Origin of the sequence: Burkholderia sp. 9120, from assembly GCF_000745015.1 — a bacterium.
Lineage (GTDB): Bacteria > Pseudomonadota > Gammaproteobacteria > Burkholderiales > Burkholderiaceae > Paraburkholderia.
On sequence record NZ_JQNA01000002.1, the window covers coordinates 425922 to 438061 of the forward strand.

Sequence of the window (12140 nt, forward strand, 5' to 3'; positions counted from 1 at the left end):
GACACGCGTAAACTTGCCGCTCACGTGTGAGCCCGAGGCCGCCTTTTTTCTTCTATGCCAGACATCGCCGCATCATCGCAGTCCTCCCCGCCCGTCGCGCTTGTCAAGGCCGGCCAGCGTTTCGCCTTCGACGGCACGCACGGTTCGTCCGACGCGCTGCTGATCGCCCGCTACCATCTCGCCTACCGCGAGAAGGTGCCGCTGCTGGCCGTCGTGTGCGAAAGCGCCGTCGATGCGCAGCGTCTATCGCAGGAAATCGGCTTTTTCGCGCCCGAGGCGCGGGTGCGCCTGCTGCCCGACTGGGAAACCCTTCCTTACGATACCTTTTCGCCGCACCAGGACCTCGTGTCCGAGCGCCTCGCCACGCTGCACGACCTAGGCGAAGGCCGCTGCGACATCCTGCTGGTGCCCGCCACCACCGCGCTGTACCGGATGCCGCCGGCGTCGTTCCTCGCCGGCTATACGTTCTCGTTCGCCCAGGGCGAGCGTCTCAACGAGGCCAAGCTCAAGGCGCAACTCACGCTGGCCGGTTACGAACACGTGAGCCAGGTGGTGCGTCCCGGCGAATACTGCGTGCGGGGCTCGCTGCTCGACCTGTTCCCGATGGGCTCGCCGCTGCCGTACCGGATCGACCTGTTCGACGATCAGGTCGACTCGATCCGCGCGTTCGATCCGGACACGCAGCGCAGCCTTTATCCGGTGAAAGACGTGCGCCTGCTGCCGGGCCGCGAATTCCCGTTCGACGAAGCCGCGCGCACCGCATTTCGCAGCCGCTGGCGCGAGACCTTCGAAGGCGACCCGAGCCGCGCGTCGATCTATAAAGACATCGGCAACGGCGTGCCGTCGGCGGGTATCGAATACTATTTGCCGCTGTTCTTCGAGGACACCGCGACGCTGTTCCACTATCTGCCCGAAGGCGCGCAACTGGCGTTCATCGGCGATCTGGACGCGGCGATCCGGCGCTTCACCAACGACACGAAGCAGCGCTACAACTTCCTGTCGCACGATCGCGACCGGCCGATCCTGGAGCCGCAGCGCCTGTTCCTGTCGGACGAGGATTTCTACACGTTCGCCAAGCCGTTCGCGCGTCTCGTGCTGCCCGTCAACACGGGCGGCGGCTGGTCGACCCCGCTGCCGAATCTCGCGATCGACCGCCATGCCGACGATCCCGTGGCCGCGCTGCGCGCCTATCTCGCCACCACGCCGAACCGCGTGCTGTTCGCCGCCGAATCGGCAGGCCGCCGTGAAACGCTGCTGCAGTTGCTGGCCGACAACCAGCTGCGGCCGGCTTCGAGCGACAGCTTCCAGGACTGGCTGATCGGCGACTCGCGTTTTTCGCTGGGCGTCGCGCCGCTCGCCACCGGCTTTGCCGTGCCGGTCGACGGTATCGCGGTCATCACCGAAACGGAGCTTTACGGGCCGCTCGCGCGTCGCGCCGGGCGCCGCCGCCAGGAGCAGGCGAGCAACGTCGATTCGATGGTGCGCGACCTCTCCGAGTTGAAGATCGGCGATCCGGTCGTGCATTCGCAGCACGGTATCGGCCGCTATATGGGTCTGGTCACCATGGACCTCGGTGAAGGCGAAACCGAGTTCCTGCACCTCGAATATTCCGGCGACAGCAAGCTGTATGTGCCGGTCGCCCAGTTGCACGTGATCTCACGCTATAGCGGCGCCGATCCGGAAAGCGCGCCGCTGCATTCGCTCGGTTCGGGCCAGTGGGAAAAGGCCAAGCGCAAAGCCGCGCAACAGATTCGCGACACCGCGGCCGAACTGCTGAATCTCTACGCGCGCCGTGCCGCGCGCGAAGGCCATGCGTTCGCGCTCGAACCGAAAGACTACGTGAAGTTCGCCGAGAGCTTCGGCTTCGAGGAAACGCCGGACCAGGCCGCCGCGATCGCCGCCGTGATCGGCGACATGACGAGCGGCAAGCCAATGGATCGCCTGGTGTGCGGCGACGTCGGCTTCGGCAAGACGGAAGTGGCGCTGCGCGCGGCATTTATCGCGGTGATGGGCGGCAAGCAGGTGGCGCTGCTCTCGCCCACCACGCTGCTCGCCGAACAGCACACGCAGACCTTCACCGACCGCTTCTCCGACTGGCCGGTGCGGATCGCCGAACTGTCGCGCTTCAAGTCGACCAAAGAAGTGAATGCCGCGATCCAGCAGATCAACGAAGGCACGGTCGACATCGTGATCGGCACGCACAAGCTGCTCTCCTCCGACGTGCAGTTCAAGCGCCTCGGGCTCGTGGTGATCGACGAGGAACACCGTTTCGGCGTGCGTCAGAAAGAAGCGCTGAAGGCGCTGCGCGCCGAAGTGGACGTGCTCACGCTGACGGCCACGCCGATCCCGCGTACGCTCGGCATGGCGCTCGAAGGCCTGCGCGATTTCTCGGTGATCGCCACCGCGCCGCAAAAGCGGCTGGCCATCAAAACCTTTGTGCGTCGCGAGGAAGACAGCGTGATTCGCGAGGCGATGCTGCGCGAACTGAAGCGCGGCGGCCAGGTGTACTTCCTGCACAACGAAGTCGAGACGATCGAGAATCGCCGGCAGATGCTCGAAGCGCTCGTGCCCGAAGCGCGTATCGCGGTCGCGCATGGTCAGATGCATGAGCGCGAACTCGAACGCGTGATGCGCGACTTCGTCGCCCAACGCGCCAACGTGCTGCTGTGTACGACCATTATCGAAACCGGCATCGACGTGCCGAGCGCCAACACGATTCTGCTGCACCGTTCCGACAAGTTCGGTCTCGCGCAATTGCATCAGTTGCGTGGCCGCGTGGGCCGCTCGCATCACCAGGCGTACGCGTATCTGCTGGTGCACGATCCGCAAGGGCTGACCAAGCAGGCGCAACGCCGCCTCGAGGCGATCCAGCAGATGGAGGAACTCGGTTCGGGCTTCTATCTGGCCATGCACGACCTGGAGATTCGCGGCACCGGCGAAGTGCTCGGAGACAAGCAGTCGGGCGAGATTCACGAGATCGGCTTCCAGCTCTACACCGACATGCTGAACGACGCGGTGAAGGCGCTCAAGGAAGGCCGCGAGCCCGACCTCACCGCGCCGCTCGCCGCCACGACCGAGATCAACCTGCACGCGCCGGCGATTCTGCCCGCCGACTATTGCGGCGACGTGCAGGAGCGTCTGTCGCTGTACAAGCGCCTGGCTAATTGCGAACACAACGATTCGATCGACAGCATTCAGGAAGAGCTGATCGACCGCTTCGGCAAGTTGCCGCCGCAAGCGCTTGCGCTGGTGGAGACGCATCGGTTGCGGCTGGCGGCGAAGCCGCTCGGCATTTCGAAGATCGATGCGGGCGAAACGGTGATCGGTTTGCAGTTCATTCCCAATCCGCCGATCGACGCGATGCGGATCATCGAGATGGTGCAGAAGCATAAGCACATCAAGCTCGCGGGTCAGGACAAGCTGCGCATCGAAACGCGCAGCCCGGATCTCGCGGTGCGTGTCGCGACGGTCAAGGAGACGTTGCGCGCGCTCGGTTCGCCGAGCCGCGGCACGGCGCCGACCGCCGCTGCGCGATGATGAATTCCGCCGTTACGACGTGATGTATGGTTGCACGAGCGCACACACTCATGCACGCACCCGCGCCCTCACCCATGCGTGCAACGTGAGAAAAACGGGGGACGTCTAGCGTCTTTCGGTTCATGCTGCGGTGCGCAAACGCGCTCCGCAGCATACGGGTGAGTTTTTTTTGGGTATGATCGAAAGACTCAAATGCCGGAGTCTTGTCATGTCTCACGTCGCTGAATCAGCGCAGTCCTCGTCAACGTCCGCTTCCGTCGCCTCGCTTTCGCTCCCCTGGATCACCCGCCTCGTGTCGATGGACACGGTCAGCCGCAATCCGAATCTCGGCCTGATCGAAACCGTGCGCGACGAACTGCGCGCGGTCGGTGTCGACGCCACGCTCACGCACGACCCAAGCGGCAAGTGGGCCAATCTGTTCGCGACGATTCCGGCGCACAACGGCGAGACCAATGGCGGCGTGGTGCTGTCGGGTCATACCGACGTGGTGCCGGTGGACGGTCAGCAGTGGGACAGCGATCCGTTCAAGCCGGAGATTCGCGGCGACAAGCTGTACGGCCGCGGCACCTGCGACATGAAGGGGTTTATCGGCGCGGCGCTGGCGCTCGTGCCCGAGATGCAGCGCACGAAGCTCGCCAAGCCGATTCACTTCGCCCTCTCGTTCGACGAAGAAGTCGGCTGCGCCGGCGCACCGCTAATGATCGCGGACCTGATGAAGCGCGGCGTGAAGCCGGACGGCTGCATTGTCGGCGAGCCGACCAGCATGCGCCCGATCGTGGCGCACAAGGGCATCAACGCATACCAGTGCTGCGTGCGCGGCCAGGCCGCGCATTCGTCGCTCACGCCGAAGGGCTTGAACGCGATCGAATACGCCGCGCGCCTGATCTGCTATATCCGCGACATGGCCGATCAGTTCCGCGAGCAAGGCCCGTTCGACGAACTCTACGACGTGCCCTTCACCACCTCGCAGACCAGCACGATCATCGGCGGCAATGCGATCAACACCGTGCCGGCCGAATGCAAATTCCAGTTCGAATTTCGCAACCTGCCCACGCTCGACCCCGAACCGATCTTCGCGCGCATCGATCAATACGCGCGTGAAACGCTGTTGCCGAAAATGTTGCGCGAGCATCCATCGGCAGCGATCGAGATCACCAAGATCGCTGCGGCGCCCGGGCTCGATTCGTCTGAACAAGCCGCGATCACGCAGCTCGTGCGCGCACTCACCGCCGACCAGGACAAGCGCAAGGTCGCCTACGGCACCGAAGCGGGCCTGTTTTCGCTGGCGGGCATTCCGAGCATTGTGTGCGGCCCCGGCGACATCCAGCAGGCGCACAAGGCCAACGAATTCGTCGCACTGGACCAGTTGGTCGCCTGCGAACACTTCCTGCAAAAATTCATTCACAGCATGTCGGTGGACGCGCACGCACACTGAAACCGAGCGGCACAAAAAAGGTCTTACTCATACCGACCAACAACACCCACACGCCATGTCAACCGCCACACCGCAGCACACGGACCACACGATCGACGGCGAGCCGATTCCCACGCTCGACGACATCGCCACTCAGCATTTTGCGTTGACGCCGTGGGTGACGCGAACGCCGGTATTCGACCGGCTCGACTTCGCGTCGCTGGAAGGCACCGTGGTGAACTTCAAGTTCGAACTGCTGCAGGCGGGCGGCAGCTTCAAGGCGCGTGGCGCGTTCACCAACCTGCTCGCGCTGGACGAAGCCCAGCGCAGCGCCGGCGTGACCTGCGTGTCGGGCGGCAATCATGCGGTGGCGGTGGCGTATGCGGCCATGCGGCTCGGCATCGGCGCGAAGGTGGTGCTGTTTCGCGCGGCCAATCCGGCGCGTGTCGCGCTGTGCCGGCGGTATCGTGCCGAGATCGTATTCGCCGAAGATATTGCCGAAGCCTTCGAACTGGTGCGTCGTATCGAGGCTGAAGAAGGCCGCTATTTTGTGCATCCGTTCAACGGTTATCGCACGGTGCTAGGGTCGGCCACGCTCGGCTACGAATGGGCCACGCAAACGCCCGACCTCGAAGCGGTCGTGCTGCCCATCGGCGGTGGCGGCCTCGCCGCCGGTGTCGCCACGGCCATGCGGCTCGCGAATCCGCGCGTGCATGTGTACGGCGTCGAGCCGGAAGGCTCGGACGTAATGGGCAAGAGTTTCGCCGCCAATCACACGGTCAAGATGGGCCACATGCACGGCATTGCCGATTCATTGATGTCGCCGCATACCGAGGAATACAGCTACGAGTTGTGCCGCCGTCATATCGACCAGCTCGTCACCGTCTCCGACGATCAATTACGCGCCGCCATGCTGACCTTATTCGGACAACTGAAGCTCGCCGTCGAACCGGCCTGCGCGGCCGCCACCGCGGCGCTGCTCGGACCGCTGCGCGAACAGTTGCAGGGCAAGCGCGTGGGCGTGCTGTTGTGCGGCACCAATACCGACCCGGTCAGTTTTGCCGCGCATATTGAACGCGCACGTCATAGCGCGTCACAGTTTCCTGAATAGCAATCCGCTCTTGGCTTTCCTTGTCAAAGGACTAGCCTATCCTTCTCAGGTTGGTATCATTCGCTAATCGATATCTGGGAGGAACCTCTATGAGCATGGTCAAGGAATTCAAGGAATTTGCCCTTAAGGGCAACGTGATGGATCTGGCGGTCGGTGTGATTATCGGCGGCGCGTTCTCCACCATTGTCAATTCGATTGTTAAAGACCTGATCATGCCGGTTGTCGGGCTTGTCACCGGTGGCCTCGATTTCTCCAATAAGTTTGTTCGCCTCGGCGACATTCCGGCTAGCTTCAAAGGCAGCCCCGAGTCGTATAAAGACTTGCAGACGGCGGGCGTGGCGGTGTTCGGTTACGGCTCGTTCATCACCGTGCTGATCAACTTCCTGATTCTCGCGTTCATCATTTTCCTGATGGTCAAATTCATTAACAATTTGCGCAAGCCGACTGAAGCCGCAGCCGCAGAACCGGCGCCCACGCCGGAAGACGTGCTGCTGCTGCGTGAAATCCGCGATTCGTTAAAGAATTCACCGCGTTAAAACCGGCGCCTCCGGTGTGTTAGCCGAGGCAAGGTTGAATAGAAAAAGCCTGTTGCGATGAAAATCGCAACAGGCTTTTTTTCGATCAAAACATCACGCGCCGAGATACGACGCAACACGACGCAACACGACAAAGCAAAGGCGTTAAGCGCCCTTCTGCGCTTTCAGACTCACCGCGCTGTCGATCATCGCCTCGAGCTGGCCGAAGTTGACCGGCTTCGTCAGATGCGAAGTAAAACCGGCGGCCACACAACGGCGCACATCTTCGTCGGTGCCGAAGCCGGTCAGCGCCACCGCCGGCGCATCCGAATGCTCGCGGAACGCCTTGATGAAGTCGAGGCCTGTGCCGTCGGGCAAACCCACGTCGCTGACAATCAGCTCGAACGTCTGCAACTGCGTGGCGGCCAGGGCGTCGTCCACGCGGCCCACTACCGTCACGTCGTGACCGAGGCTGCGGATCAGTTGCGCCATGACCTCGGCGGTATCCTCGTGGTCTTCGATCAGCAGGATGGTCAGCAAAACGCCCGAGCGCACCTGGTCGGGTGCCACGACCGGCGGCGGACCGGCCGGCGCCGCGGCGGTGGGCAGCGTGATCGTGAAGGTCGCGCCGCAATGCGCGCCGGGGCTTTGCGCGATCACCGTGCCGCCATGCACATCGGTCAGCGCCTTGGTGATCGCGAGCCCCAGGCCCAGGCCGCCGAACTGGCGCGTCATATTCTGATTGCCCTGCTCGAACGCATTGAAGAGCTTGCCGATCTGTTCCGGCTCGATGCCGATACCGGTGTCTTCAACCGATATCTGCACCTGCATGCGTTCGTCGCGGGTACGCAAATAGATATGGCCGCCGTCCGGCGTGAACTTGGCGGCGTTGCGAATCAGATTCCATAGCATCTGTTGCAAGCGTGCGCGGTCGGCCAGCACGTAGTGATGCTGCGCGTCTTTATGCACATGCACGTCCTGCTGCTTCACCTGAATCTCGCTGCGGAACAGTTCGAGCACGCTGTCCATCACTTCGTGCACGTCGACAGTTTCCAGCGACAAACGCAGCTTGCCGTTCGCCACCCGCGTGAGGTCAAGCAGATCGTCGATTAACCGCGCTTCGAGTTCGACGTTGCGGCGAATCATGCGCACGCTCGCGCGCGCCTGCTCGGGCAGATCCGGGATCATTTCCAGCACGCTGGCGCCGGCCAGCACCGGCGTAAGCGGCGTGCGCAATTCGTGCGACAGCATCGCGAGGAAGCGGTCTTTGGCGCGGTTGGCGTCTTCGGCGATCTGGCGGGCGGCCTGCTCCGACGCGAGCAGCCGCTCGCGCTCCTCGATCGCCTCGCGTTGCGAATGAATGTCCGTGCAACTGCCGAACCATTTGCTGACCTGACCTTCGGCGTCGCGCATCGCCACGACGCGGGCGTCGAACCAGCGGTATTCGCCGTCGTGACGGCGAATCCGCAACTCGTGCCGATAGTCGCCGGCATGGCTCGTCACCGCTTTGAGCCAGGTGCGGCGGATCTCCTCGCGATCGTCCGGATGCACGGCATCGAGCCACGCGAGACCGTACGAACTGCTGTCGGGGAGACCGGTGTAGTCGTACCACTGCTTCGACAGAAAATCGCAGTCGCCCGCGGCGTTGCAGGTCAGCACGAGGTGCGGCAACGCCTCCGACAGCGTGCGGTAATGCTGCTCGCGATCGCGCAGCAGCAAGGCTTCGTCCGACGCGCGCTGCAAACGCACTTGCGACAGCACCCGCTCGACGGCTTCGGGCAGGTAATCGAGGTAATCGCCGGATTTCGGCACCACGTCGGACACGCCCGCGCGCAACGCTTCGATCACACGCGATTCGTCGGTAAAACCGGTCACGAGGATGGCGGGAATCCGCACACCTTCCGAACGCAAACGGCGAAAGAAGTCGAGTCCTGTCTCCGGTCCGCTCAACTGGTAATCGAGCACCAGCAGATCGGGCGCGCCGCCGGCGAGCCGCTCGCGGGCCGCTTCGACGCCGGCGCAGATCGCGACCCGGCAGCCGGCGCGTTCAAGCGACTTGCGCGCGAGCCGCAGGATGCCTTCGTCGTCGTCGACGACCAGCACATAGGCGGCTTGCTGCGTGGACACTTCTTCGGTCATGCGGAATTCTTTCACGGGTTCGGGTGGATCAGGTTGTCATGCGCGGCTTTCGGCCAGCTTCATGGGCGCGCTGCTCGACGGGCGCGGCCTTACGGCGCCGCGAGGCGATGGCCCGACGGCAGCTTCACCACTTGCAGGAAGAAGCCGAGCCGGCGCACGGCTTCGATAAAAGCATCGTATTCGACCGGCTTGGTGATATAGACGTTGCACCCGAGCTCGTAGCAGCGCGCGATCTCGCGCGGGTCGTCGGTGGTAGTCAGCACGATCACCGGCACCGCGGCGGTCTGCGGCGACTCTTTCAGACGACGCAGCACTTCGAAACCGTCCACCCGCGGCATTTTCAGATCGAGCAGCACGACAAAGTTCGTCAGATCCTCGCGCGCGGGGATCGCCGTGGCGGGATCCGCGTCAGGATCGATGGCCGGCGCCGGGCCGAAGAAATAGTCGAGCGCCTGCTGACCGTCGCGAAAGCGCACGAAACCATTCGACACGCCGGCACGGCGCAGATTACGCTCCACGAGCGTTGCATGACCGTCGTCATCTTCGATCAGCACGATGCTGACCGTTTCCCCGTGACTCATACGCTCTCCGTGCAAACAGGTAGCTGAACCATACCGCTTCTGAATTGTTCTAGTCGTGGCGTTTTTGGCGATTGGGCACAAGATCAACCCAGGCCGAATCCCAACGCCGACACCAACACCCATACCAACCGCCGGGCCCAACGCCGCGAGTCAATTCCGCGTGGGCTGTTCCGGCAACACTACAAAAAACGTCGACCCGGCGCCTTCCGCCGACTCGACCCACACACGCCCGCCATGCCGCTCCACCGTGCGCCGCACCACCGCGAGACCAATGCCGTCGCCGTTCGCGACGTCGCCATGCAGACGCTGGAACGCGCGGAATACCTTCGACATGTAAGCCGCCGGAATGCCGAGGCCATTGTCGCGCACGTAATAAGTGCGCGTGCGCACGGCGCGCGGCTCGGACTCGTCGATCGGATCGGGCTCCAGCGCGCCGACCTCGATGCGCCCACGGCGCGCCGGGTCGAGGTAGTTCAGCGCGTTGCCGATCAGGTTGCCGAAGACCTGCTCGATCGCGCCGGGGTCGCCCCACGCGGGGGGCAATTCACGCACCGTAACCACCGCCGACTGCTGCGCGATGGCTCCCTGCAGCGCGTCGACCACCCGGCCGACCACCCGGCCGACGCTCACCCGCTGCCACTGGTATTCGAGCCGGCCGGCGCGCGAGATGCGCAACAGCGCGTCGATGATCGCGGCGGCACGCGTTACCGCGGTGCGCAGATATTGCAGGGACTCGCGCACGTCGCCGTCCAGAATATGCGTCATACGTCGCTGCTCGCCCTGCGGCAGGCCGGCCGCGTCGACGATGCTGTCGAGTTCGTCGCACGAAACCTGCAGTTCCTTCGAAAAACCTTGCAGGTTCACCAACGGCGAGCGCAAGTCGTGCGACACGCTGTAGATGAACATTTCATTATCTTGCGTCTCCTGACGCAGTTCCTCGTTGACGCTCGCCAACTCCTGCGCACGCGCTTCGAGCCGCGTCTTCATCATGGCCTGGTCGGCTTCCGCCGCGCGCAGACGGGCGCCGGTCTGATGCAGCACCGCGTCGAGCGCGGCGATCTCGTCGTTACCCGACAACGGCGGCGCCAGGGTGCGGCCGTTGCCTAGCCGTTCGGCATTACCGGTCAGCACTTCCAGCCGCCGGCCGATACTGCGCGCGAACACCACCGCAGTGGCGGCCCAGATCAGCATCGAGCCGAGCACTGCGGCGATCAGCGCGTATTGCTGACGTTCGCGCCGCCGCGTGAGCGCCGCCGCGCGCTCGGCGTCGAGCCGCGACGCCTCGTCGGCGAACGCCGCCAGTTCGTCGCGAAACAGCGCGATCTGCTGCGGCAGCGGCTCGGTTTCGAGCGCGGTGAAGGTAGCCGGGCTGCGCCCGGCGTGCAGCGCCTGCGAAATCTCGACGGTCTGCGCGCGATAAGCCTCGATCGCGCGCTGCATCTTGTGAACCCGCTCGACCTGTTGCGGCGTATCGGCCACCAGCGTATCGAGATTCGACAGCCGGTCGCCGAGATCGACCCACACCGTATGGCGGTCGATAAACGACGGATCGCCGACGGCCATGCCCGTGCGAACCCGCGCGGCCTGACGCAGCAGCGGGTCGACAATCGCCGACGACTGGTAAAGGATCTGCTTGCTGTTGGAGACCCACTGCGCAGCCTGCGCTGTCTGCTCCTGGGTATCGAAGACGACGCCAAGAAGCGCCAGCTCGACCACGCTCGGCACGGCAATCAGCAGCAGACCCTTGGTGAATAATTTCATGTTCGCCCGAAGGTCGAAGGGTCGGTCAGGCCGCGGCGGCTCGCGAGGGCCGGTCGCGTCTCGCGGTGCGTGCGCGCGCGCCGCCGCGATGCCGGAACGGCGGTACGGCGGTACGGCGCGGTGCAGCCGGACGGGCCATTATCGACGTGAATCCGAGATATTTCAACGTAGCGGCAAGATGCGCTGGCCCACACAAAAGTGACTTTTTTATTGATGCGAGTTGTTTATTCGGCGCGTCGTGCGTCTATCATGGAGGCAGATGTGCTGGGAAGGGAAAGCGCGCGGCGAGGCGGTTCGGCATGATTCGTGCGGGAGGCGGTGAGGTCGGCGTAGCCGTCGAATCACCGTGAATCCGGCCTTGTCGTATGCTATAAAAGATCGACGTGCGGCGCGCGAAGCCGGGAGTGGTCGCATGAGGACGCTGCGTTTCTTGCAATTCTTTTTCAGGCGAATTTTTATGGCCTTCCCGAAAAAGCGTAGGCGCGCGAAGGTGGACGGCGACGAGTCGTTCCTCGCGGTACTACGGCATTTCAAGCCGTTCGGTCAGCTCGACACCAAGATTGCGCGCGCTCGCGCGCAAGACGAGCCGGTCCTCTATGCGCATGTGCTGCCCGGGCTCGACGTGCTCTTATGCAGCGTGCGCGGCGCGCAACCGCCCTATCCGGCGCCGGCCGAATTGCGGCGGCGCTGCATCGAATCCATTACCAACGCGCTGGAACAACCGCTCGACGGCCTCGAAAACGGTGGCTACTGGTATGAAGCGGATGGCTTCGGCTTTCTGGTCTTCGCCAGCCGGGCGCGCAGCAAGATCCTGACGGAGTTCGGCGCCACGCGCATCGGCGGTGCCCGTCGCGGGGTGCGTCGGCAGGATGCGGCAGGAGATGCCGCACCGAGATCGCTACGCTAGGCGCGTCTCCCGTTCCAAACATTCCCTATCCGACAACGCCGCTGGTTTTATCAGGCGGCGTTGCCTTTTCTCGCTCGCCCTGAATGATCCATCCGTGCCCGGTAGCACCTGCGCGTATGCGCGCGGCGTGGCGGTTTTGGCTGAGCGTCGATCATAGGGTCGGCGCCACGGTCGT

Annotated in this window: 8 protein-coding genes; 5 read left to right on the top strand and 3 right to left on the bottom strand. The window is 63.8% G+C overall.

What is annotated here, in order from left to right; genetic code table 11:
* The first annotated feature begins 54 nt into the window (after window positions 1-54).
* The 4 genes from mfd (at window position 55) to mscL (ending at window position 6598) form a co-directional block, all read left to right on the top strand.
* Window positions 55-3537, top strand: a complete 3483-nt coding sequence (mfd, locus tag FA94_RS10155) for a transcription-repair coupling factor (RefSeq protein WP_035550348.1) — start codon at window positions 55-57, stop codon at window positions 3535-3537.
* Between the two features lie 208 nt (window positions 3538-3745).
* Window positions 3746-4972 (top strand): acetylornithine deacetylase, encoded by a 1227-nt coding sequence (argE, locus tag FA94_RS10160; RefSeq protein ID WP_035550350.1) that lies wholly within the window; start codon window positions 3746-3748, stop codon window positions 4970-4972.
* 55 nt (window positions 4973-5027) lie between these two features.
* Window positions 5028-6062, top strand: coding sequence for a pyridoxal-phosphate dependent enzyme (locus FA94_RS10165; RefSeq protein ID WP_035550352.1), 1035 nt, complete (start codon window positions 5028-5030; stop codon window positions 6060-6062).
* 89 nt (window positions 6063-6151) lie between these two features.
* Window positions 6152-6598, top strand: coding sequence for a large conductance mechanosensitive channel protein MscL (gene mscL, locus FA94_RS10170; RefSeq protein WP_035550355.1), 447 nt, complete (start codon window positions 6152-6154; stop codon window positions 6596-6598).
* A 144-nt stretch (window positions 6599-6742) separates the two neighbouring features.
* Here mscL and FA94_RS10175 read toward each other — a convergent pair whose 3' ends face one another.
* From FA94_RS10175 to FA94_RS10185, 3 genes are all read right to left on the bottom strand, one after another.
* Window positions 6743-8716: a hybrid sensor histidine kinase/response regulator gene (locus FA94_RS10175; protein WP_035550357.1), complete on the bottom strand. Its 1974-nt coding sequence runs from the start codon at window positions 8714-8716 to the stop codon at window positions 6743-6745.
* Window positions 8717-8805: 89 nt separating this feature from the next.
* The gene (locus FA94_RS10180; RefSeq protein WP_035550359.1) at window positions 8806-9297 is read right to left on the bottom strand and encodes a response regulator; all 492 of its coding nucleotides are present in this window, start codon (window positions 9295-9297) and stop codon (window positions 8806-8808) included.
* Window positions 9298-9447: 150 nt separating this feature from the next.
* Complete coding sequence (locus FA94_RS10185; protein WP_035550361.1) at window positions 9448-11058, bottom strand: sensor histidine kinase; 1611 nt, start codon at window positions 11056-11058, stop codon at window positions 9448-9450.
* A 412-nt stretch (window positions 11059-11470) separates the two neighbouring features.
* On the opposite strand from FA94_RS10185, the gene FA94_RS10190 reads away from it, so the two are divergent.
* Window positions 11471-11965 carry a hypothetical protein gene (locus tag FA94_RS10190; RefSeq protein ID WP_035550363.1) on the top strand — a complete coding sequence of 165 codons (495 nt, stop codon included), beginning with the start codon at window positions 11471-11473 and terminating at the stop codon, window positions 11963-11965.
* Window positions 11966-12140: the final 175 nt, after the last annotated feature.

Excerpts from the sequence above, each read along its gene's own strand:
- mfd (WP_035550348.1), top strand. The coding sequence starts at position 55 with ATGCCAGACATCGCCGCATCATCGCAGTCCTCCCCGCCCGTCGCGCTT.
- argE (WP_035550350.1), top strand. The coding sequence starts at position 3,746 with ATGTCTCACGTCGCTGAATCAGCGCAGTCCTCGTCAACGTCCGCTTCC.
- FA94_RS10165 (WP_035550352.1), top strand. The coding sequence starts at position 5,028 with ATGTCAACCGCCACACCGCAGCACACGGACCACACGATCGACGGCGAG.
- mscL (WP_035550355.1), top strand. The coding sequence starts at position 6,152 with ATGAGCATGGTCAAGGAATTCAAGGAATTTGCCCTTAAGGGCAACGTG.
- FA94_RS10175 (WP_035550357.1), bottom strand. The coding sequence starts at position 8,716 with ATGACCGAAGAAGTGTCCACGCAGCAAGCCGCCTATGTGCTGGTCGTC.
- FA94_RS10180 (WP_035550359.1), bottom strand. The coding sequence starts at position 9,297 with ATGAGTCACGGGGAAACGGTCAGCATCGTGCTGATCGAAGATGACGAC.
- FA94_RS10185 (WP_035550361.1), bottom strand. The coding sequence starts at position 11,058 with ATGAAATTATTCACCAAGGGTCTGCTGCTGATTGCCGTGCCGAGCGTG.
- FA94_RS10190 (WP_035550363.1), top strand. The coding sequence starts at position 11,471 with ATGAGGACGCTGCGTTTCTTGCAATTCTTTTTCAGGCGAATTTTTATG.